Source organism: Aminivibrio sp., assembly GCF_016756745.1.
Taxonomy (GTDB): Bacteria; Synergistota; Synergistia; order Synergistales; family Aminobacteriaceae; genus Aminivibrio.
On the sequence record NZ_JAESIH010000047.1, the window covers coordinates 1 to 21705 of the forward strand.

General features: G+C 59.2%; 24 protein-coding genes and 1 riboswitch. Of the genes, 9 read left to right on the forward strand and 15 right to left on the reverse strand.

The window, feature by feature from the left end:
- Positions 1–135: 135 nt before the first annotated feature.
- The gene (mce, locus tag JMJ95_RS06810; RefSeq protein ID WP_290683913.1) at positions 136–537 is read right to left on the reverse strand and encodes a methylmalonyl-CoA epimerase; all 402 of its coding nucleotides are present in this window, start codon (positions 535–537) and stop codon (positions 136–138) included.
- Between the two features lie 275 nt (positions 538–812).
- On the opposite strand from mce, the gene JMJ95_RS06815 reads away from it, so the two are divergent.
- Positions 813–1196 carry a hypothetical protein gene (locus JMJ95_RS06815; protein ID WP_290683915.1) on the forward strand — a complete coding sequence of 128 codons (384 nt, stop codon included), beginning with the start codon at positions 813–815 and terminating at the stop codon, positions 1194–1196.
- A gap of 45 nt (positions 1197–1241) precedes the next feature.
- Here the strand turns inward: JMJ95_RS06815 and JMJ95_RS06820 are convergent, their stop codons facing one another.
- A complete protein-coding gene (locus JMJ95_RS06820; protein WP_290683917.1) occupies positions 1242–1700 on the reverse strand; it encodes a universal stress protein in 459 nt (152 codons plus the stop codon).
- 162 nt (positions 1701–1862) lie between these two features.
- Between JMJ95_RS06820 and JMJ95_RS06825 the strand changes: the two genes are divergently transcribed.
- Positions 1863–2636 carry an A24 family peptidase gene (locus tag JMJ95_RS06825; protein WP_290683919.1) on the forward strand — a complete coding sequence of 258 codons (774 nt, stop codon included), beginning with the start codon at positions 1863–1865 and terminating at the stop codon, positions 2634–2636.
- On the opposite strand, the gene JMJ95_RS06830 is transcribed toward JMJ95_RS06825, so the two are convergent.
- Positions 2569–3420 carry an alpha/beta hydrolase gene (locus JMJ95_RS06830; protein WP_290683920.1) on the reverse strand — a complete coding sequence of 284 codons (852 nt, stop codon included), beginning with the start codon at positions 3418–3420 and terminating at the stop codon, positions 2569–2571. The two genes, JMJ95_RS06825 and JMJ95_RS06830, sit on opposite strands and share 68 nt — an antisense overlap.
- 149 nt (positions 3421–3569) lie before the next feature.
- Positions 3570–3679, forward strand: a riboswitch (TPP riboswitch).
- Positions 3680–3730: 51 nt separating this feature from the next.
- Between JMJ95_RS06830 and JMJ95_RS06835 the strand changes: the two genes are divergently transcribed.
- From JMJ95_RS06835 to JMJ95_RS06855, 5 genes are all read left to right on the forward strand, one after another.
- The gene (locus JMJ95_RS06835) at positions 3731–4465 is read left to right on the forward strand and encodes an ABC transporter ATP-binding protein (RefSeq protein ID WP_290683922.1); all 735 of its coding nucleotides are present in this window, start codon (positions 3731–3733) and stop codon (positions 4463–4465) included.
- Positions 4462–5208: an ABC transporter permease gene (locus tag JMJ95_RS06840; RefSeq protein ID WP_290683924.1), complete on the forward strand. Its 747-nt coding sequence runs from the start codon at positions 4462–4464 to the stop codon at positions 5206–5208. The genes JMJ95_RS06835 and JMJ95_RS06840 overlap by 4 nt, the downstream gene beginning before the upstream one ends.
- 43 nt (positions 5209–5251) lie before the next feature.
- Complete coding sequence (locus tag JMJ95_RS06845) at positions 5252–6187, forward strand: ABC transporter substrate-binding protein (protein ID WP_290683926.1); 936 nt, start codon at positions 5252–5254, stop codon at positions 6185–6187.
- Positions 6165–6686 carry an energy coupling factor transporter S component ThiW gene (gene thiW, locus JMJ95_RS06850; RefSeq protein ID WP_290683928.1) on the forward strand — a complete coding sequence of 174 codons (522 nt, stop codon included), beginning with the start codon at positions 6165–6167 and terminating at the stop codon, positions 6684–6686. The genes JMJ95_RS06845 and thiW overlap by 23 nt, the downstream gene beginning before the upstream one ends.
- A gap of 84 nt (positions 6687–6770) precedes the next feature.
- Positions 6771–7739, forward strand: a complete 969-nt coding sequence (locus JMJ95_RS06855) for a hypothetical protein (RefSeq protein ID WP_290683930.1) — start codon at positions 6771–6773, stop codon at positions 7737–7739.
- Here the strand turns inward: JMJ95_RS06855 and thiE are convergent.
- The 6 genes from thiE to JMJ95_RS06885 form a co-directional block, all read right to left on the reverse strand.
- Complete coding sequence (gene thiE, locus JMJ95_RS06860; RefSeq protein ID WP_290683932.1) at positions 7723–8358, reverse strand: thiamine phosphate synthase; 636 nt, start codon at positions 8356–8358, stop codon at positions 7723–7725. The genes JMJ95_RS06855 and thiE overlap by 17 nt on opposite strands.
- Positions 8355–9188, reverse strand: a complete 834-nt coding sequence (gene thiM, locus JMJ95_RS06865; protein ID WP_290683934.1) for a hydroxyethylthiazole kinase — start codon at positions 9186–9188, stop codon at positions 8355–8357. The genes thiE and thiM overlap by 4 nt, the downstream gene beginning before the upstream one ends.
- Positions 9173–9985 (reverse strand): bifunctional hydroxymethylpyrimidine kinase/phosphomethylpyrimidine kinase, encoded by an 813-nt coding sequence (gene thiD, locus JMJ95_RS06870; protein WP_290683936.1) that lies wholly within the window; start codon positions 9983–9985, stop codon positions 9173–9175. Before thiD ends, thiM begins: the two co-directional genes overlap by 16 nt.
- A gap of 327 nt (positions 9986–10312) precedes the next feature.
- Positions 10313–10936: a phosphatidylserine decarboxylase gene (locus JMJ95_RS06875; RefSeq protein WP_290683938.1), complete on the reverse strand. Its 624-nt coding sequence runs from the start codon at positions 10934–10936 to the stop codon at positions 10313–10315.
- The gene (gyrA, locus tag JMJ95_RS06880; protein WP_290683940.1) at positions 10933–13392 is read right to left on the reverse strand and encodes a DNA gyrase subunit A; all 2460 of its coding nucleotides are present in this window, start codon (positions 13390–13392) and stop codon (positions 10933–10935) included. The genes JMJ95_RS06875 and gyrA overlap by 4 nt, the downstream gene beginning before the upstream one ends.
- A 387-nt stretch (positions 13393–13779) precedes the next feature.
- Positions 13780–14307, reverse strand: a complete 528-nt coding sequence (locus JMJ95_RS06885; RefSeq protein WP_290683942.1) for a nitroreductase family protein — start codon at positions 14305–14307, stop codon at positions 13780–13782.
- Between the two features lie 100 nt (positions 14308–14407).
- Between JMJ95_RS06885 and JMJ95_RS06890 the strand changes: the two genes are divergently transcribed.
- Positions 14408–14923, forward strand: coding sequence for a type 1 glutamine amidotransferase domain-containing protein (locus JMJ95_RS06890; RefSeq protein ID WP_290683944.1), 516 nt, complete (start codon positions 14408–14410; stop codon positions 14921–14923).
- A gap of 18 nt (positions 14924–14941) precedes the next feature.
- Here JMJ95_RS06890 and JMJ95_RS06895 read toward each other — a convergent pair whose 3' ends face one another.
- From JMJ95_RS06895 to JMJ95_RS06915, 5 genes are all read right to left on the reverse strand, one after another.
- Positions 14942–15565 carry a TetR/AcrR family transcriptional regulator gene (locus JMJ95_RS06895; protein WP_290683946.1) on the reverse strand — a complete coding sequence of 208 codons (624 nt, stop codon included), beginning with the start codon at positions 15563–15565 and terminating at the stop codon, positions 14942–14944.
- Positions 15566–15627: 62 nt separating this feature from the next.
- A complete protein-coding gene (ilvD, locus tag JMJ95_RS06900) occupies positions 15628–17286 on the reverse strand; it encodes a dihydroxy-acid dehydratase (protein WP_290683948.1) in 1659 nt (552 codons plus the stop codon).
- Positions 17287–17323: 37 nt separating this feature from the next.
- Positions 17324–18613 carry a TRAP transporter large permease gene (locus JMJ95_RS06905; RefSeq protein WP_290683950.1) on the reverse strand — a complete coding sequence of 430 codons (1290 nt, stop codon included), beginning with the start codon at positions 18611–18613 and terminating at the stop codon, positions 17324–17326.
- 2 nt (positions 18614–18615) lie between these two features.
- The gene (locus JMJ95_RS06910) at positions 18616–19125 is read right to left on the reverse strand and encodes a TRAP transporter small permease (RefSeq protein ID WP_290683952.1); all 510 of its coding nucleotides are present in this window, start codon (positions 19123–19125) and stop codon (positions 18616–18618) included.
- 12 nt (positions 19126–19137) lie between these two features.
- Positions 19138–20109: a TRAP transporter substrate-binding protein gene (locus JMJ95_RS06915; RefSeq protein ID WP_290683953.1), complete on the reverse strand. Its 972-nt coding sequence runs from the start codon at positions 20107–20109 to the stop codon at positions 19138–19140.
- Positions 20110–20687: 578 nt separating this feature from the next.
- Here JMJ95_RS06915 and JMJ95_RS06920 point away from each other — a divergent pair.
- Positions 20688–21065 (forward strand): cupin domain-containing protein, encoded by a 378-nt coding sequence (locus tag JMJ95_RS06920; RefSeq protein ID WP_290683954.1) that lies wholly within the window; start codon positions 20688–20690, stop codon positions 21063–21065.
- Positions 21066–21081: 16 nt separating this feature from the next.
- On the opposite strand, the gene JMJ95_RS06925 is transcribed toward JMJ95_RS06920, so the two are convergent.
- Positions 21082–21546, reverse strand: a complete 465-nt coding sequence (locus JMJ95_RS06925) for a hypothetical protein (RefSeq protein ID WP_290683955.1) — start codon at positions 21544–21546, stop codon at positions 21082–21084.
- Positions 21547–21705: the final 159 nt, after the last annotated feature.

Consider the following 21705-nt stretch of genomic DNA (forward strand, 5'->3'; position numbering starts at 1 on the left):
GCTCACGCGCCGTGCCCTTCCCCTTCTCCTTCTGCTTCGCTATCGCCTTCGGGCCCCCTCCTCCCTGCGCTTCCTCGTGCTTCTTCAACAACTCCTCACACAATTCATCTATTGTTCGGTGTGACATGACGGCACCTACCTTTCACTGATTTCCAAAAGAATGCCGCCGGTAGACTTGGGGTGCACAAAAGCGATCTTCGCGCCTCCGGCCCCGTACCGGGGCGTTTCGTCAATGAGCCGTATGCCCTTTCCCTTCAGCTCCGCAAGGGCGGTTTCAATGTTTTCCACCCTGATGGCAAGGTGGTGGATTCCCTCTCCTTTTTTCTCGATGAACTTTGCCACGGGGCTTTCGTCAGAGGTGGCCTCGAGGAGTTCCACTTCCGTATCGCCTATGGGAAGAAAGGCCGTCTTGACTTTCTGCTCCTCAACTTCTTCAACACCGGTGCACTGGACGCCGAGAGCAGACTGCCAGAATGCGAGAGCTTCGTCGATGGATTTGACGGCAATTCCAATATGATCCACCATAATAGGTTTCATTCGTTTTTCCCCTTTCGATAATTTTCATTTGATGAAACAAAAACAGACGGGCAATATCTTATCAGAAAAGCGAACGGAGGAACTTTGAAAAAGTATAGTATACTGTATACACTACCTATGGTCTCTTCATTCCCTGCGCCTGAGGTCCTAAATCCGCAGGTTTTTCAGGCAGAGGGAATGTCGCCGGTGCCTGCGGATTTAGGGAGGTTTCGCCATCTTTATCAGCCTGTGGAAAAATGATATAGTTATCCGGAACGGGGAGGGAGGATGACGCAGTGAACCTGATAACATGCAAGCTGTGCGGACGGCTTTTCAGTGCCACCCGCGGAAAGATATGCGTAACGTGTCTCGATGAAATCGACGACCTTTACCCGAAGGTCCGGGAGTTCCTCAGGGATCATTCAAAAGAGAACTTCAACGTGGAACAGATTGCCGACGGCATGGACCTGGACATCCGGTACGTCCAGGCCCTTGTTGAACTGGGGTACCTGGACAGAGGGCTCGGGACGGATCCTGAGGAGGAAGAGGAAAAGAGACGGAAGGAAGCTCTGGCACGGCAACTCCAGGCATCGCTGGAAAATTCGGCCTCCGCGAAAGCATCTGAAAATGCGGGGAAGACGTACGGACAGCAGCGCTACGGCTTTGGAAAGAAAAAATGAAACCAAGGGAGAAGATGCCCTCGCTCTTCTCCCTTTTTCTTCTGTTCAGAGTATCTGCAGGCCCGGCCTGTAGATGAGCACGGAGCAGTGGGCGTATCTCGCCACGTTCGAGGCCGTGCTTCCCACGACGAGACGCTCTATGGTGCTTTGGCCCCTGTAGCCGATGACGATGAGATTGAAGTCGTTCTCCTTGGCGTAGTTCATGATGACGTCCGAGGGGTTCCCTTCCTTGACCACCATCTTGTATTCCACATTTTCCAGTTCCGGAAGATCTTTTTTCGTCTTTTTGAAGTAGTAGTCAAGCTTCTTCCGTGCGATTTCCGCCACTTCCGCGTCAATCTCGGGAGGCAGCCAGGGTTCGTACCCCCGCCAGAGGGTGGGGTGAGGCAGGACGTGGATAAACGCCGCCTCGGCCTTGAGACGGAGTGCCAAGGAGCATCCGTAGGCAAATACCTCCTCGGACATCTTGCTCATATCGACCGCCACGAGTACTTTTCCGGACATGGGTCTCCCTCCTCGCTTTGTCTTTTCATTATCCGAAACGAAATTCCCCTTCCATTGAATTATACGATATTTCTAGGCAGGTGTTCAATTTTTTCCTGAGAAACCTGTCGAAGTATGCTATAAATATCTCCATATCCGTTTGTTCCCTGGGGGGGAAATAGCGTGAATTCCTGGCCGGTCGTTCTGTTCTTCACTCTTCTGGGAGCTTCCCTGGGCTCTTTTCTGAACGTGGTCGCCGGGCGCAGTGTCGCGGGCACGCCGTGGTGGGGCGGCAGCAGGTCGCAATGTCCCCGGTGCGGTGCCGTCCTGGGCTGGAGGGATCTCGTTCCCGTCCTGTCCTGGATGGTTCTCAGGGGCCGCTGCCGCTACTGCGGCGGCAGAATCGCCTTCCGGTACGTGGCGGCGGAAATCTGCGGGGCCGCAATGGGAGGGGTGCTTGCCTGGCGCTGGGGTCTTTCCGTTGCCCTGTTTTTTTCAATGGTGACGGCCTTCGGTCTCTTTCTCAACGCCCTTACCGACCTCGAGGAAGGCTATATTTTCGATATTTTCCCCCTCGCCATGGGGATATGCGGCATCGTCCTCAGACTGCTGCCCGAAGGAGGCTCCCTTCTCGACGGGCTTTACGGCGCTGCCGCAGGCTTTGCAATTATCGCCGTCATCATTCTTCTATCAGGGGGAGGCATGGGCTGGGGAGATGCCACTCTGACGGCGGGCGCAGGGATGATCCTGGGGTGGAAATTGACCCTGCTGACGCTCTACCTCGGTTTCATGGCGGGGGGCGTGTTCTCCGTCGCCCTGCTTGCCGCAGGAAAACTGCGCAGAAAAGACGCCGTTCCGTTGGTTCCCTTCCTGGCCGTAGGAGGGGTTCTTACCCTTCTGTTCGGCCCGTGGATTCTTTCCCTCCTAAATGTCGATCCAGGGCAGCCATGGAGATGAGAAGCATCTGCTCAAGGGGTTCCCGGGAGGGGACCCCTTCTTTTTTACGAAAAGAATGATCCGCTCCCTCTATGATGCAGAATTTCTTTCTCGTTTCAGGGAGGGGGAGCCTGTCGAAAATCCTCCGGGAGGACTCTTCGCTGAAGCTTTCGTCGCGGCTTCCGTAAAAAAAGAGGGCAAAGGCGGGAGAGGCGTCCGAAGCGGCCCGGAGAAGTTCGGTCTTGTCGCCGATGTTGTCGAGGATAGGCAGGGAGAGCACGGCGGATGCTTCGGGCCGTAGTTCGTCGCCGCTGCCGGAGACAATGAGCCCGGCGGCATTTCTTTCCCGGGGAGGAGTCAGCCCTGCGGAGGCAATATAGCCGGCCGTTTTCTTCCCCGCCATGAGAACAGCGATAAGCCCTCCGAGGGAAAACCCCCAGAGAACGGGGGATGAGACCGAAAATGTACGGCAGAAGCATTCAAAGGCCGAGCACGCGTCGAAGACTTCCATGGAAAGGGTCTTTCCGCGGAAAGCTGTTTTCGCCCAGGAAGTTCTGTCGTCGCCGAAGGTTTCCCTGTCCCTTCTCAGCCGGGAGCTTTCTGCGATGCAGGCGGAAACTCCATGAGCAGCGAGTTCTCCGGCCAGGAAGCCGTACTTGTTTCCCTCCATGGGGGAAGCCCAGCCGTGAACGCCGTGCAGAAGCAGAACCGCTGGTGTGTCCGGGTCACTTCCCCCACGGAAGAAATGCAGGAGAACCTCCCGGTCGCCGAAACTCCCCGGGGCTTTTACCGTGACATACTCCATCCTTTCGGCCTCCTTCATCGTGGTTGGACAAATTATCCCCGTTTCCCTCCCTGTTTTCAACTTTTCCAGTGCCCCTAAATCCGCTGCCTGCGGATTTAGGGGAAAACCGGGAAATTGACAAATAGCCCCGGAAAGAGTATCGTACCCATGACAGCAACTGGGGGAGTCGGCGTGAACCGGCTGAGAGGGAGCTTTTGGGCTCCGACCCCTGGAACCTGATCCGGGTCATGCCGGCGAAGGGAAGTGTGTGTTTTGCTGAAGCAAATGCATGAAGACTTCCGCTCCCGGCATTTCCAGCCGGGAGTTTTTTATGCTTGAAATCAGATCCTTCTCCAAGAGTTTTGAAAGTCGTCCTGTTTTTTCCGATTTCTCCCTTTCCGCCGAACGGGGAAGTTTTACCGTGCTCCTTGGACCGTCGGGATGCGGCAAGAGCACCCTGTTCAACATGCTCATGGGAGTTCTTCCACGGGACGGCGGCCGCATCTCCCTCGACGGCCGGGAAATACCGGACCTGAGAGGCGCGGCGGGCTACATGGCCCAGAAAGACCTTCTGCTCCCCTGGAAGACCATGACGGAAAACGCCCTTCTGCCCGTGATGGTAAGAAGAACGCCCACGGAAGAAGATTTCCGCAGGGTGGCGGATCTCTTTTCCCTGCTGGGGCTCTCAGGCCGGGAAGACTATTTCCCCGGGCAGGTATCCGGAGGGATGGCCCAGCGGTGTGCCCTGGCACGGACGATCCTGTTCGACGCACCGGTCGCCCTCCTGGACGAACCCCTTTCCGCCCTCGACGCCATAACCAGGCGGACCCTTCGTGGACTGCTTCTCCTTTTGCAGTCCCGCTTCGGGAAAACCATCCTCATGGTGACCCACGACGTGGAAGAGGCCCTTCTGTTGGCCGACAGCATCCTGCTGCTCTCCCCTCCTCCGATGAAAATCCTGGAGATTTTCCGGCCGGAAGGAACAAAGGACTCGAGAGAAGATTCGCCGTCCTTCCCGGGGATAAAGCGACGGCTTCTGAATCTCCTCCAGGAGGGTTCCCGATGAGAAAGGCGGCCCTTCCCCTGCTGTTTCTCGTCGCGTTTCTGGCTTTCTGGGAGGTCTTCTGCAGGATGTTCAACCTTCCGCCCTTTCTTCTTCCCGCTCCTTCAAGGGTGGCGCTCGTTCTCGCGACGGAGGCCCCTCTCCTCCTAAGGCACGGGCTGACCACGACCCTGGAAATACTTCTCGGGATCCTTCTCTCCCTTGCGGTGGGCATCCCCCTGTCCATTGCCATGTTTTTCTCTCCCGCTCTCGAAAAAGCCCTTTCTCCCCTGCTGATCGCATCCCAGGCGATTCCGGTCTTCGCAGCCGCTCCCCTTCTGGTGGTCTGGTTCGGTTACGGCATGGGGAGCAAGGTGGCCATGGCGGCGGTGATTATCTTTTTCCCGGTGACGGTGACCCTGCTGCAGGGGTTCAAGAGCTGCGATCCCGACCTGAAAACCCTTTTTTCCGTCATGGGAGCCGGCTTCCTGACGACCCTGCGCCACCTTTACTGGCCCTGGGCCCTTCCCTATTTCTTCGCCGGCCTGAGGGTTGCCGTCTCGGTGGCGGCCATCGGCGCCGTCATCGGCGAATGGGTGGGAAGCCTGGACGGCCTCGGTTTCCTGATGATGCAGGCAAATGCCCGCCTCAGGGTTGATCTCGTCTTTGCCTCTATCGTCGTCCTTTCGGCAGTCAGCCTCTCCCTGTGGGGAGCCGTCTGCTTCCTCGAAAATAAAACCGTCCGATGGGCGGAAAAGAAACGGTGATGGATTCCTTGCCGTTATTATCTCTATAATTGGAGGGAATATCATGAAACGAAACCGCGCCTGCCTGATGCTTCTTGTTCTGCTGTTCCTTGTCTCACCCGCCGGGGGAGAAGAAAAGCTTACCCTGATGCTCGACTGGTTCCCCAACGTGGACCATGTCCCCCTCTTCGTCGCAAGCCAGGGAGGCATCTTCTCGAAGCACGGTCTTTCGGTGGAACTGCGGAGCCCCTCCGACAGCGCCGACCCCCTGAAGCTCGCCGCCGCCGGGCATGTGGACATCGCTCTTTCGTACCAACCCCAGGCGATCATCGCGGCTTCAGGGGGAATACCGCTGAAGGCCGTGGGGCGCCTCGTGGGAAGCCCCCTCTCGACCCTCCTCTTTCTTGACGGGAAGGGAATAGATTCTCCTGCCGACCTTGAGGGAAAGACCATCGGCTATACCGTTCCCGGCATGATGGACCACCTTCTCGGCGCCTTCGCAGCCATCAACGGGATCAAAAAGTACACGCCGGTAAACGTGGGATTCGTCATCCTTCAGTCCCTGGCGGCAGGCAAGGTAGACGCCGTCATGGGGCCTTTCAAGAATTACGAGCCCGTCGCCATGGAGATGGAAGGATATCCCGCATCCTTCTTCGAGCTCGAGAAATTCGGCATCCCCGCCTATGACGAACTGGTATTCGTGACCGGGACGATGACCTGGGACAGGAAAGCGGAAACGATACGGCGGTTCCTCGACGCAGTGGAAGAAGCCATCGCTTTCACGGCGGCCCGTCCGGAGGAGGCCCTTGCTCTCTATTTCGAGGCCGTTCCGGAAGCCCCGAGGGAGATGGAAAGAAAAGCCTTTGAAAAAACGAGGGCCTGGTTCGGGCCTGATACCCGGCTCGACATCGTCCGCTGGAAAGCCTTCGCTGATTTCGCCCTTCAGTGGGGAATGATCGACAAGGAAGTGAACATCTATGAAATCGTTGCTGAAAGGTAACGGGAAAGCCCGAATCAGAAAACTGACCTTCGCCGGGCTCCTTGTGGCAGCCGGGATTCTTCTGTCAGGCGTTTCCTTCCCCATGGGGCCCACGCGGTGTTACCCCTTCCAGCACACCATGAACGTCCTCGCCGGGGCAGCCCTGGGACCATGGTGGGCCGCCGGCGCCGCCTTCGTCACCAGCCTCGTTCGGAACATGACGGGAACGGGCACTCTCTTTGCCTTCCCCGGGAGCATCCCCGGCGCCCTGGCGGCCGGACTGGCTTTCAGATATTTCAGGACCTCCAGGGCAGCCTTGGCCGAGCCTCTCGGCACGGGGTTTGCGGGGGCGGCGATTTCAGCCTGGATTCTCGGCCCTGCCTTCGGGAAGCCTGCGGGGCTGTCAGTGCTTATGGGGGCCTTTCTTGCGAGCAGCATCCCCGGCGCGATTCTGGGCATGGGGCTGGTCCACGTGCTGAGGAGGACATCCCTCTCCCCGTTTTTCGAGGGGGGAAAATAACCCGGCGGGAATTGTGCCCTTCTCCGGGGGAACAAACTCCTTTATAATCTTTGTACTACGCACCATGAAGAGGAGATTTTCGAGGTGTCCGATGCTCAGCAAATCATACCGTTGAATATTCTGAAGTGCTTTCTTTCCATCAGGAGATCCAAGACCGAAAAGATCGCGGCTTTCTTTTACGAAATCCTCTCCCCGGCCGGAGTCTGTACCTCGGGCATAGGGTATGCCGGCAGCGGAGATGATGACGATACGGCAGTTTCCGTGGATTCGGAGATAAGGGACTTCATCGCCCATACGGGAACGCTGTCGGCCCGCCGGGAGGAAATGAGAAAAAAACTTCCGCCGACCCTTCTTTCGTCTCTCGAGGGAATTCTCGGGGAAGTGCTCGCTCCCGAAGCGGTGAGGGAATGCCTCGACAAGGGGGAGGGAGGAAACAGGACCCTGGAGGAGCGGACCGGGGAGGAGATAGCAGCCCGTTTGGGCTACAGGGCGAAGGCGTACATCAAGACGGAAAGAAAAAGCTCCTCCGAACTTGCGGATCTGCTTCCCCCGGACGTTCTCACCGAAGGAGCGCCCGTGATCGAGCAGGGCGAGTCGGGAGAGGGCATCAGCTTCCCGATTCCCTGCACTCCCGGTATCGATCCCGTGCGGGGAGTGCCGGCGGCAGCACTGAAAAAGGGAGATTATATCGTCGTCACCCTCCCCTCGGAGGAATCCCCCCTCAGGGAAAGTCTACGCGCCGTCGACCCCGGCTTCGACGGCGCAGTGAGGGCTGAAGTGCTTTCCGTCCACAGAGATCGCCCGGGAAATTTCACCATCCTGACGCGGCTTTCCGACGAGTTCAGCGGAGTGGTGACCCTCGAAGGAAACGCCAGGCTCCGGATGGCCGAGCCGGAAGTTCCCTCCGGGGGCGGGACGCCGGTTTCACCGGAGCCGAAAGCGGAAAGGGACGAGGAGAACGGACCTCCCCTTACTCTTCCTGTGATTCTTCTGCTTACAGGCAGCGGGGCTGTTCTGCTGACCCTCCTGCTCACATTCAGGGTTTTCCTCTGAACACAATCTCCGCCAGCCGCCGGGCGGCCCCGGCGATATCCTGTCTTCCCACGACGGCCGCCACTACGGCGATTCCGTCCACCCCGGCGGAGAGGACTTCAGCGGCGTTTTCCTCGTTGATCCCCCCGATGGCCACCGATGGAAGAGAAAGGGCCTCGCGGATCGCCCTGACAGCGTCGACGCCGATCACCGAGACGACATTTTTCGTGCCTGTGGGAAAGACGGCGCCGATCCCGACGTAATCCGCTCCCTGTTTCTCCGCCTCCCGCCCTTCCTCTATGGAGTGGGCGGTCGCCCCTATGAGAAACCCCGTGGGCACGATCTTCCTGACAACCCCTACCGGAAGGTCTTCCTTCCCGAGGTGGACACCGTGGGCTCCGGCGGCAAGGGCGATGTCGAAGCGGTCGTTCACCACGAAGGCAGCTCCTCTGCGCCTGCAGAGGGAGGAAAGCCTGCAGGCGGTTTCGTACAGTTCCCGGCCGCTCATCTCCTTGTTCCTGAGCTGGATCATGGTTGCTCCGCCATCGATGGCAAGGACAGCCTGCTCTTCGATGGAACGGGGAGCCCCGACCCTGCTGTCGGGGATGACATACAGTTTCAAAGCGTCTCTGAGATTCATGCTCCCTTTCCTCCTTCCGGCGGTGCGCACATCCGCCACCCCTGGGACATCAGATCTTCCGGCGCAAGGGACGCTAGTTCATCCAGCAGGGCCGCCCGGAATGAGCCCGGCCCTGCTGCCCTCTCCTCCGCCCGTTCCGACGCGAGGCGGAGCATGACGATTGCCGCCGAGGTGCCCGCTGCGGCCCCCCCGGAAATAAGCACCCCCATAAGGGACCCGAGAAGGCAGCCCCCTCCAGAAATCTTCGCCATGAGAGGGCTTCCCCCGGAAAAGACGATGGCCGACACTCCGTCGGCAAGGACATCCACAGGACCCGTGGCGCAAATAAGGGCACCGGTTCGCCCGGCGAGGGCCTGAATGGCCGGGACGAGAGGGGCCGTTTCGCTTCCGGAATCCACGCCCCTTACCTCCCCTGCCTGCCCGGCAAGCAGCCGGATTTCTCCGTAGTTTCCCTTGATGACGGAGGGGTGACAGGCTGAAAGAAGACTGTTGACGGCGGCTGTCCTGAAGGCGGTCGCTCCGTAGCCCACGGGGTCGAAGACGATATTTTTCCCTGCCTTCACGGCCCGGTTCATGGCCAGGAGGGAACTCTCGTCCGGAGTTCCCGTGTTGATCACGATGGAGTCGGCCGAAGACGCCAGCTCCGCCGCCTCGAGGGGACACCGGGACATCACCGGAGAGCCTCCGGCGGCAAGGGTCCCGTCCGCCTGGAAGGAGGCAGACACGAAGCTGGTGATGGTATAGACCAGCGGGCGCAGCCGCCGCGCCCGCTCCAGAGCATCTGCCCAGGACCTGGGGGAAAGATCTGCGAGTCCTATTTTTCCGTCCACGGGGGAGTCACCGCATGTCCGAGAGATCCCCACCCGGCCCCGGGGCGAAAGCCGGATTTCAGCGCAAGACGGAGATACTGCCGTCCGCGCAGGACCGCTTCTTCAAGGGAGGAACCCGAAGCCAGCTCCGCCGCTATGGCGGCACTCAGGGTGCATCCCGTTCCGTGGGTGTTCTCCGTATGGATGCGGGGGTCGGTGAACCTCTGAAGGCGGCCCCTGGAATAGAAGACATCCGTGACGGAGTCGGCCTGCATCCGGTGCCCCCCCTTCACGAGAACCGCTCCGGGGCCTTTTCTCCCGATGGCTTCAGCCGCTTTTTCCATGTCTTCCACCGACTCTATGGTCATTCCCGAAAGCCGTTCCGCCTCGGGAACATTGGGCGTCACCAGGAGCGCCAGGGGTAGAAGCTCCGCCCGCAGAACCTCCACAGCCTCATCGGCAATCAGGGACGCCCCGCTCTGGGCGATCATCACCGGGTCCACCACGAGATTGCCTACATTCCACCTCCGTATGCCGTCCGCCACTTCCAGGATGGTCTCCGGAAGGCCCAGCATCCCCGTTTTGGCCGCCCCGACGGGGAAGTCTGACCAGAGAGCGTCCATCTGGGCCCGGATCATCTCCCGAGGAACATTCCAGACCGCGCTTACCTCTCGGCTGTTCTGGGCCGTCAGAGCCGTAATGACGGTCATGCCGAACACCCGAAGGGCGGCGCAGGTTTTCAGGTCCGCCTGTATTCCCGCCCCTCCGCCGGAATCGCTCCCGGCGATGGAGACGGTGATCCCCCTGTAGATTCCCATGATTTCACCTCCAAATATAAATCCGGAGCCCCTCCAGTCCTCGGGGCTCCAGTCCCTTTCCGAGTCCTTTCAGGCTGCCGCAGGCAGGGCACGCTTGATATCATGAACCCCACGAAGCACAGGAGCACGGCCGCCGCAGGTTGAAGGGGTATCGGAGCGAGAATGAAGGATGCGAGAAGCATTCCCCCCGCTGGGATGGAAAGTCCCTGGAAGGGTCCTGACATGGGAACCGCGTCGAATCTGGCGAGGCACAGAGCACCCCACAGCAGGTTGCCGCTGGTCATCATGTCCGGTGCGATCTTCCGGGAAAGGAGGCTTCCCCGGTTTCTACGATTTTTTACCGGGCATTCCTCCAATAACGGTTCTGCCTGCGAAAACCTTCTTTCCCACAGATGTCTTAATCTGTACTCCGGCAGGGAGGTAAACATCGACTCTCGACCCCATCTTGATCATGCCGAACCGATCGCCCCGGGCGAGCCCGTCGCCCTTCCGGAGCCTGCAGACGATGCGGCGGGCAAGGAATCCCGCTACCTGGACGAGCATCACCGGCCCGTGACCGGTGGCAAGGCCCACGCACATCCTTTCGTTGAGCTCCGAGGCCTTGGGTTCAAAGGCCATCCATTTCCTCCCGGGAATGTACTCCATCCATTCCACCGTTCCGTCGCAGGGCACGCGGTTGACGTGAACGCTGAGGGGATTCATAAAAATGCCCACTTTCACCGCCCTGCCCGTAAAGGGGTGTTCCGTTTCCTCCACTTCCACCACTTTGCCGTCGGCGGGGGAAAGAAATCCCGGCCCGTCGGGAACCCTTTCCGGATCCCGGAAAAACCAGACCACCAGGCCGAGCAGGGGCGCCAGGAACAGCCCCACCATGGGAGCGAAATACAGGCTCCCGAGCAGCATGAAGGCCACAAAGGCTATCAGGGGATATCCGTCCCGGGCAATTTTCACGGCCTGTTTTCCTCCACGCATTCGTCTCCGCAGACCACGCTCACGTCCGCCACGGAATCCCCTTCGTCGAGCCGAACGGTGATCGTTCCCATGGCAGTTCTGCTCAGCTTCGGGATCTCCGCCACGGCGACCCGGATCATCCGGCCCCTGGAGGTGATGACCATGATTTCGTCTTCTTCGGCTACCGCCCAGCTTCCGACGAGCGGGCCGGTTTTTCTGCCCAGGTTCATGGCCTTGACGCCCCGTCCGCCCCTGTGGTGAACAGTGAATTCCTCAAAACTTGTCCTCTTGGAGACTCCCCGTTCACTGATCACGAGGGCAAGGCGGTCGGATGTGACCACTTCGCAGCTTATGACGGTGTCCCCTTCGTCCAGCCGGATCGCTTTCACGCCCCGGGCGGTCCGGCCCATGGGGCGGAATTCTTCTTCGGAGACCCGGAGCCCCTGCCCGTTCGCCGTCATGAAGAGGAGTTCGTCCTTTCCCGAAGTCAGCCGCACCTGGGCGATCTCGTCCCCGTCGTCCAGGGTCAGGACCCTTTTCCCGGCACGGTTGAGCCGTGCGATTTCGGAAAGGGGAAGCCGTTTGGAAATGCCCTTTTTCGTGGCAAAGAAAATAAAGCTTTTTCCCTCGAGGCTTTTGCCGTACATGGAGACTACAGTCTCTCCCTCGTCGAGGGGAACGAGCTTGCCGATGAGCTTCCCCTTCCCCGTCCGTGATTCAGGAATCATGTGGCCCCGAATGGCGAGGGCCCTGCCCGAGGAGGTGAAGAGGTATATATCCTTATGGGTGTTGGTGACCGCCACAAGGGCTATCTCGTCCTCGTCCTGCAGCCCGCTCCCCTTTTTGCCCTTGCCTCCTCTGGCCTGGGTGGTGTACTCTTCGAGGGCTTTCCGGCGGAGATACCCGTCCTTGGAGAGGATGACCACGATGTCGTTCTCGGGGATAAGATCCTCCATGGAGACTTCCTCGTAGTTGTCCATGATCTCCGTCCTCCGGGGGCCGCCGAATTTCCGCCTCAGCTCCGAGAGTTCTTCCCTGATGACCCCGTCAAGGGCGGAACGGTTGCCGAGGATGGTCCGGTACCGCTCGATGTCGGCGAAGAGGGCTGCAAGCTCCGCCTCGAGCTTTTCCCGCTCGAGTCCGGTGAGCCGCTGAAGCCGCATGTCCAGGATGGCCTGGGCCTGGGTCTCTGTGAAGCCGAGCTGGGAGACGAGGCCGTCCCTTGCCTCCTGTACCGTCTGGGCGCCCCTGATAACGGCGATGACCCTGTCGATCATGTCCAGGGCTTTCACGAGCCCTTCCACGATGTGGGCCCGGGCGAGGGCCTTGTCGAGCCTGAACTGGGTTCTCCTCCGGACCACGTCTCTTCTGTGTTCGAGGAAGTGGGAGAGCATATCCGTAATGGGGAGCTCCACGGGGTGGTTGTTCACAAGGGCGAGGTTGATCACGCCGAAGGTGGTCTGAAGCTGGGTTCTCCGGTAAAGCTGACGGAGAACGAGTTCCGCGTCGCCGTCCCGCTGGAGATCGAGAACGATCCGAAGCCCGTCACGGTCGGACTCGTCCCGGATATCCGCCACGCCGTCGATGTGCTTTTCCTGGACGCAGGATGCGATTGTTTCGATGAGGGATGTCTTGTTCACCATGAAGGGGATTTCGGTGATGACCACGGAGGTTTTGCCCCGCTTTCCGTCCTCAACGACGGTCTTTCCCCGAAGGATGATCTTTCCCCGTCCCGTCCTGTAGGCGTCGATGATTCCGTCCCTGCCGAGAATAATGCCCCCCGTCGGGAAGTCCGGTCCGGGAAGCCGGGCGTAGATTTCGCCGAATTCCCAGTTTCCCTCGGAATCGATCATATACTCCAGGGCATCGATCACTTCCGAAAGATTGTGGGGGGGGATGTTCGTCGCCATTCCCACAGCAATGCCCGAGCTTCCGTTCACGAGCAGATTGGGGACGAGGGAGGGAAGGTAGAGGGGTTCCTTGAGGGACTCGTCGAAATTGGGGCCCCACTCCACGGTATCCTCGTCGATGTCGGCGAGCATGAGCTCTCCCATTTCGTAGAGCTTCACCTCGGTATACCTCATGGCCGCCGCTGGGTCCCCGTCGATGGAGCCGAAGTTTCCCTGGCCGTTCACCAGCGGGTATCTCATGCTGAAATCCTGGGCCATGCGGACCATGGTCTCGTAAATGGCGGAGTCGCCGTGGGGGTGATATTTACCCATGGTTTCGCCCACGACCCTGGCCGATTTCTTGTAGGAGGAGCCGGACCGGAGGCCCAGTTCCATCATGGCGTACAGAATGCGCCGCTGCACCGGCTTGAGGCCGTCACGGACGTCAGGCAGGGCCCTCCCCACGATGACGCTCATGGCGTAATCGAGGTAGCTGTGCTTGATCTCCTCTACAAGGGGAAGAGGGATCACTTTGCCGAAAAGCAGTTCACCTTTTTTTTCTTCCATCTGTCTTCTCCAACCTCCAAAGCCGATCCGCCGTCAGAAAAAGCAGGCTCTCGGCACAACCCTGTCATTTTACCATGTTCACACCGGCAGATCCGGTATTTTCGTCGACCTGAATCCGCGCATTTTTCAGGCAGAGGGAGTGTCGCCGGGCATAAGGATTAGCCTTCCCCGGGGGCGAAGAGATCTCGCTCCGCGCTCTTTGCGGAGAGATCCCCTGAGGGAGAGAAACAGGCATGAATGTCGGTTTCACAGGCAGGCAACCGGCGAACGCCGGGAACCGCGGGGCGCGCCTGGGCAGTTGTCACGGACGACAATCCGCACTTTCCGCCCAAGGGGTCCCCGGCGACGCTCCCCGCCGGGGTGCGGATTCAGGTCGAGGCAGGATCTTTACCAGCGGTTGAAGTGGACCTTTGCACGGTCAAATCCTTCGTAGGGCGGTTTCTGTTCCGCCCCGAAGCCGATGGCGGCTATGCCGACAATTTCCACAGAGTCGGGCACGGCGAGGATCGAGCGGATTTTTTCGTTCCTGGGGTGCCTGTCCATGACCTTGAGCCAGACCCCCTCCAGTCCCAGCCCCCTGGCGGCGAGAAGGATGTTCTCCAGTGCGGCGGCGCAGTCCTCCACCCAGGCGCGGTCTCCCTCGGGATAAAGGGCCGTCTCTGCGCATACGGCTATGGCCAGGGGTGCCTGCCTGAGCATTTTCCCCGTGTCATGGGCCTCGGCAAGATCGTCCAGGACCTTCTTGTCTTCTATTGCCATGAAGACGCAGGGTCTGCGGTTATGGGCCGACGGAGCGGCAAAGCCGCATTCGAGGAGAAGGTCCCTGATCTCCGGTGGAACAGGATCCGCAGTGAATTTTCTGATGCTCCGCCGTCCCAGAATCGTTTTGATAACCTGGTTGTCCCTTATTGTCATAATATACCCCTCCGGATTTACTTTTTGTGTTTCCATGCTAGACTCTACCGTAGTCCCTTCAGTGAAAGAGGGCTCAAAAACATCGAAAGGAGAGATTTCAGTGTCGAAAAAAGTCGCTGTTCTCGTCGAAGAAAACGTTCATGACCTCGAGTTCTGGTATCCCTTCTACCGCATCGTCGAGGCCGGCTTTGAACCGGTCGTCGTGGGACCCGTCGCCGGAAAAGCGTATACCGGCAAACTGGGAACGTCAATCGAGGCGACTGCTTCCCCAGCGGATCTTTCCCCCTCGGACGTAGCCGGGGTGGTGGTTCCCGGCGGATGGGCTCCGGACCGCCTCCGCACCCATAAGTCCATAGTGGATTTCGTCCGGGAGGTCAGCGCTTCAGGGGGCGTAGTGGCCGCCATCTGCCACGGCGGGAGCGTCCTCGTCTCGGCGGGCATTCTCAAGGGCATAAAAGCCACCTCCTACAAGAGCATACGGGACGATATGGTCCTCGCGGGAGCGGAGTGGGTCGACGAACCGGTGGTGGTCTCCGGAAAGCTGGTGACCAGCAGAACTCCTTCGGACCTCCCCGCTTTCGGGAAAGCCCTCGTGGAGGCCCTGGAATCGAAATAGCCGGTCCCACCTGTCTTGTCAGCCCCGCCCTTCTCCGGGCGGGGTTTCTTTCTTTTCGTAAAACAGTTTCACCAGAAGGTGGATTGTTTTTTCCAGCCGTTCCCAGGTCTCTTCCTTTGACAGGTCAAGACCGAGGTAGCGCCGGGAAACGTCCCGTCTCAGGAGAAGAAAAGTGAATCCGGCGGTGAGAAGGGCGGCCATTTCGGTCACTCCTTCCGCGTCGCCGTTGTGGTCCCGCAGGAGGCCGAGAAGTTCCATCCCCTGGCGGTAGCGGTCGTCCGCCGTCCAGGCGGAGACGTCCTCCCTGCCTGCGATCTCTCCCCGAAGTATCTGCCGTGCCGCATCAGATTTCTTCAGTTCCCTCAGATAGCCTCTCAGGATGGCATAGGCCCTTGTCGCGGGATCCGCCCCGCCTTCGCCGCCGCTCTCGAGAATTTCCGACGTGGAAGGCCAGTATTTTCTCCGGGAAAAAAAAGCCCTCATAAGCTGGGGCATGCCCCCGAAGTAACGGTAGATGAGCACCTTGTCCATTCCGGCCTGTCGGGCGACTTCGTTCACACCAAGATGACCGTATCCTTTACCGGAAAGAATGGTCCCCACCGCGTCGAGTATCCGGGCCTCCGTTTTCTCCCTTTCTCCCACAACATTCCCTCCCAGTGAAAAAAAGGGCCCGGGATCAGGCCCCTTCGCGGATGAAAAAACTTCTAGCCGAAAACAGCTCCCCTGGAACCCGAGGTGACAACGCTCCGGTACCTTTCGAGGAACAGGCTGTCGGTAACGGTTTCCGCTGGTTTCCAGGCGGCCCGTCTCTTCTCAAGCTCTTCGTCGGACACCGCGAGATGCAGTGTCCGTGCGGGGATATCGATTTCGATGGTATCGCCTTCCTGCACGAGGGCGATGTTTCCGCCGGCGGCCGCTTCCGGGGATACATGGCCTATTGATGCGCCCCTCGACGCCCCTGAAAAGCGCCCGTCGGTGATGAGCGCCACTGTCTTGTCCATTCCCATTCCCGCCAGGGATGCGGTGGGGCCGAGCATTTCCCGCATCCCGGGGCCGCCCTTGGGTCCCTCGTACCGGATGACCACCACGTCGCCGTCGTTGATCTTCCGTGCAAGAATGGCCTCGCTTGCAGCCTCCTCGCCGTCGAATACCCTGGCAGGTCCGGAGTGCTTCAGCATGGAGGGATCCACTGCGGACTGCTTCACCACGCTGCCTTCGGGTGCGAGGTTGCCCTTCAGGATGGCCAGCCCTCCCTGAGCATGGTAGGGATTCTCGAGGGGACGGATGATGTTTTCGTCAGCGACCTTGACGCCTGCCAGGTTTTCCGACACGGAACGCCCCGTCACTGTGAGAGGGGAACCGTCGATGAGTCCGCCCTCGAGGAGACGGGCCATAACCGCCTGAACTCCACCGGCCGCGTAAAGGTCCTGTATGTGGTGGTTCCCTCCCGGGCTCATGCTGCAGATATGAGGAGTTTTCCTGCTCGCCTCCTCGAAATAGTCGAGGGTGAGGGAGATTCCCGCCGCATGGGCGAGGGCAGGAAGGTGAAGGGCCGTGTTGGTGGAACCGCCGAGGGCCATGTCCACGGCAACAGCGTTTTTGAAAGCCTTTTCGGTGAGAATGTCTCTCGGCCGGATGTTCTTCTCCACCAGCATCATGATGTGCCGTCCCGCTTCCTTGGCGAGGCGATCCCTGGCAGAGTAAACCGCCGGGATGGTCCCGTTGCCGGGAAGAGCAAACCCGAGGGCTTCGATCATGCAGTTCATGGTGTTGGCGGTGAACATCCCCGCACAGGAACCGCAGGTCGGACAGGTGGTGTCTTCGATTGCCCGGAGCTCGTCGTCGGTCATCAGGCCGGCGACTCTTTTGCCCACCGCCTCGAAGATGTTGCTGAGGTCTACATCACGTCCGCCGCTGACTCCGGCGAGCATGGGACCGCCGCTGATCATGACGGCGGGGATGTTAAGGGAAAGGGCTGCCATGGCCATTCCCGGAATGATCTTGTCGCAGTTTGTGACCAGGACGAGGGCATCAAGGGCGTGAGCCCTGACCATGACCTCGATGGAATCCATGATGAGCTCCCTGCTCGGAAGGGAAAACTTCATCCCCTCATGGTTCATGGCGATGCCGTCACAGACACCGATAACGGGAAACTCGAGAGGGAAGCCCCCGAAGGCGTAGACAGCAGCCTTCACGCCCTCGGTGATCCTGTTCAGGTGAACGTGGCCGGGGATGATGGCGTTGTAAGGATTGACCACACCGATCCAGGGACGGCTGATTTCCCAGTCGGTATATCCTGAAGCCTTGAGCAGAGACCGGTGAGGGGCCCTTTCCGGACCCGTTTTTGCCTTGTCGCTCCGCATGATGCATTACCTCCTGCTGTTTATGTAATGGCCTTTCTCAGATTCCGGCCGGTCCCCAGACGAGCAGCGGCAGGGACAGGATGATGGACGGAACATAGGTCACCAGGATCAGGACGCCTATAAGCACCGCCACCATGGGAACAATGGGTTTGCTGATCTGCTCGATGGGCAGGCCGGTGATGGCACTGGCTACGTAAATGTCGATGGCCACGGGCGGAGTGGCCATGCCGATGGCAAGTCCGATGGAGATGAGGACGCCGAAATGGACGAGGTTGCCGCCCACATGGATGACCGTGGGAAGAAAAATGGGGGTCAGGATGATGAGCGCCGAGGCGGTCTCCATGAACATACCCGCCAGGAGAATGATCACCGTGATCATGAGGTAGATGAGAACTGTATTCCCTCCGGCAAAGCCGAGGAGAAATCGTGCCACGGCCTCGGGTATCTCGTAGAAGGCCAGCCCCCAGCCGAAGAGTTTTGACGTGGCGATGATGAACATGATGAGAGCCGACGTAACGCCTGCGCCCACGACAAGCCTGTAGAATTTTTTGAAGTCCATGGACTTGTAGACGAAGAAAGCCACGAACAGTGAATAGTCCACGGCGACCGCTGCCGCTTCCGAGGGCGTGAAAAAGCCCGAGAAGATGCCCCCGAGAATGATCACGGGAGTCATGAGTCCCCAGGAAGCTTCGGCGAAAAGTTTCCATTTCTGTCTGCCCGTGGTTACTTCAGCCGCCGGGTAGCCCCGTTTTCTGGCGATGTACATGGAGTACGCGATAAGGCCGAGCCCCATCAGAAATCCGGGAACGAAGCCCGCCATGAAGAGCTTGGCCACCGATATTCCCGCGATGACGGCATAAAGCACCATGGGAACACTCGGGGGAATGACCACGCCGATGGTTCCGGACGCGGCAATCAGCGCCGCAGAAAAGTCCACGTCATACCCCTTTTTCTTGAGCTGGGGAAGAAGGGCGGATCCCACGGCTGCGGTAGTGGCTGCCCCGGATCCGGAGATGGCGGCGATAAACATGGATGCCACCGTGGAGACAATGGAGAGCCCTCCCCGGAACCGGCCGAGCGTGGCTTCGGCGAAAGCGACGATCCGTTCGGAAATGCCCCCCCTGGCCAGAATATCCCCGGCAAGCACGAAAAAGGGGACGGCCACCAGGGCGAAGGATTCATTTCCGGAGAACATGGTCTGGGGGATCATGGCCAGGGGGAATCCGCTCAGGAGGACGACGAGAAGCCCTGCGGCCCCGATGGCGAGCCCCACCGGAACGCCCAGTACCATGAAGAGGATGAAGCTGCCTGCAAGAACGAGTCCCATGGTCAGCGCCTCCCCAGGATGCCGCCGAAGCCGGCGACGAGATGTAGCAGAATGATGCCCCCTATCACGGGGTACATGAGATAAATCCATGTCATGGAAATTCCCATGGCCGGTGTAGTCTGCATGGCCTCGCTCTTCATGAGCTCGGCTCCGTAGAAGGCCACCACGGCAAAGAAAAACACGCTCACGCACTGGACGAACATTGAAACGGCTTTCCTTGGCCCTTCCGGGAGTTTGTTGACCAGAAAAGTGACGGCGATGTGGGACCCTTTTTTGAAACCCACGGCCGCGCCGAGAAGGGACGAGGCAACGAGAAGATAAGTAGTGAGCTCTTCGGACCAGATGAGGGCGTCGAAAAAGATACGGCAGACTATCTGGAGGGTTGTTACGCCAACCATGGCGAGAATCATTCCGAAGAGGACGACCTCGCTGACCGTATTCACTGCGTCGCTTAATCGGAGAAGAGGCGAGCGCTTCGTCTCGCCTCCTGCATCGCTGCTATTCCGTTCCATTCCTGCCGGCGCCTATTTCACGGCTAGGACGGCCTCGACAAGTTCTTTGCCGAACTGCTCTCCGTATTTTTCGTATACGGGCTTGACAGCCTCCCTGAACAGGGAGAGATCGGGCTCGGTAACTTCCATTCCCTTGTCCTTGAGGAACTGAAGCCATTCGGCTTCCTTTTCGTTGTCGTAGGCCCTGTTATGTTCAGCGGCGGTCTGGGCTGACTCCTGGACGAGCTTCTGGTGCTCCGGGGAAAGTTTGTTCCAGGTGCGCATGCTCATCATGATCACGCTGGGGGCGTATGCATGCCGCGTCAGGGCAAGGTACTTTTGGGACTCGAAGAGGTTGAAGGACACGATGACGTTCAGGGGGTTTTCCTGTCCGTCGATGGTCCCCTGCTGGAGGGCGGTGAGGGCCTCGGTCCAGGCCATGGGAACGGCGTTCGCTCCGAGGGCCTTGAAGGAGTCCACGTACACGGGGTTCTGCATAAGCCTGATCTTCAGGCCCTTCATATCTTCAGGAACGTTGACCGGTTTCTTGCTGTTGGTGAGGTTTCGGAACCCCCTCTCTCCGTAGGCAAGGCCCTTCCACCCGAGAGCTTCCATATCGGCAAGCATTCCCCTGCCGATGTCCCCGTCCAGAACTTTGTACGCCTGCTCTGGGGTGGAGAAAAGGAAGGGAAGGTCGAACACGCCGAACTTGGGCATGAAGTTGATGATGGGACCGCCGGTGATAATGGCGGAGTCCACCACGCCCATGCGCATGCTCTCGAGAAGGTTCCTCTCGTCGCCGAGCTTCGCGTTGGGGTAAATGGTGACCGTCAGTTCACCCTTGCTCCCGGCCTCCACGAGTTCCTTGAATTTGAGGGCGCATACGTGGAAAGCGTCGTTTTCGTTCACCACGTGGGCCAGCTTGATGTCGGCGGCCGGCGCGGACGATGCCGCTAGAACCAGGAAAAGAAAAACGACCGATAAAACCGCTGCGATTTTCTTCATACTGCTTTCCTCCCATTCCTGATGCAGAATATATGAAACCAACGTCCCATTGTGATAAAGCATTATAGACAATGGGATGATATTTGCAAGTATTTCCCCCTAACCTAAATCCGCTAATTTTTCAGGCAGAGGGAATGTCGCCGGGCACAGCGCCCGGGCCGAGAAACCGACACGGATGTCGGTTTCAGGTGCAGTTGTCAAGGACGACAATCTGCACCCCCCGCCCAAGCGTTCCCCGGTGACACTCCCCAGGGGCGAAGAGATCTCGCTCCGCGCTCTTTGCGGAGAGGCCCCTGGGGGAGGGCGCCTGAGGTGAGAAAAACCGACACGGATGTCGGTTTCACAGGCAGGCAGCCGGCGAACGCAGGGAGCCGCGGGACTCGCTTGGGCAGTTGTCAAAGGCGACAATCTGCACCCCCCGCCCAAGCGAGTCCCGGCGACGCTCCCCGCCGGGGTGCGGATTTAGGGCACCTCCGCCTTTCTGGACAGGGACACCCCCCCATGGTACCATCTTGTGTGTTTCCTTCCCCTTCAGGGAGAAGGGAAGAAATTCATTTTACCCAGGGAGCGTGAACCTCATGACATGTTCCAAATGCAACGCCGGAAGGCTGAGAGATATCCCCAAGGCTGACGACGCGGTCCAGCCGGCGGGAATCGAGCGGCGGATCGTCTTCGCGCCGGGAAAATTCTGGGACGATTACGTTGCCCGATTTTTTACCGTGGAAAAGGGAGCCCAGACCCCCTTCCACGCTCATGACTGGCCCCATTATGTCCTTATCATGGGCGGCTCCTGCGAAGCGAAAATAGACGGGACAGTTTACCAGCTCGAAGGCGGATGCTGGGCCCATGTCCCGCCCGGCGCGGATCATAATTTCACCAATACGGGCGAGGGCCCCCTTGAATTCGTCTGTATCGTCCCACCGAAGGGAGATCCCGCCGGCAGCTCGAAGGCCTGATTGGCGGCAGGGAGGCTCAGCCTATGGGAAACTTCATCAGGGGCGGAAGCCACGGATAGACGGAGGCAAGAAAATAGGGGTTCAGGGCGAATATGACGAAAAACCCCATGGCCATGGCGGAATGAAAAACAGAAAGAAGCCCGCGGTAGGGTTCCCGTTTCGCCACGATCCCCAGGATTCCTTCGCAGATGATGAATGCGGAAATATAATACAGCCAGCCGTTCGTGCCGGGCTCAAGAAGGAAGACCATGGTTCGGAGTACGCAGTAAGCGGACCAGATGCCGAGCACATAGGCCTGGGCGACGGTCAGGACGATTTTCACCAGAAAGGCAAGAACCCGGTGAAAGATCTGCCCGCTTTCTTCCAGGGATTCGAGGGTGGTGAAAACGGAGCCTATGAGCGGGACTACGTACCGCACGTATCCTCCGGAGAGGATCCATCCCCAGAGAAGAAGGAAAAAAGCGTAGTTTAAATAGTGCACATGAACCCCGCCTTCCCATAGATAAAATAGACGTTCCTGATTATACCCCTAAATCCGCAGGCAGCGGGGAGTGTCACCGGGGAACGCTTGGGCGGGGGGTGCAGATTGTCGTCCTTGACAACTGCCCAGGCGAGTCCCGCGGCTCCCTGCGTTCGCCGG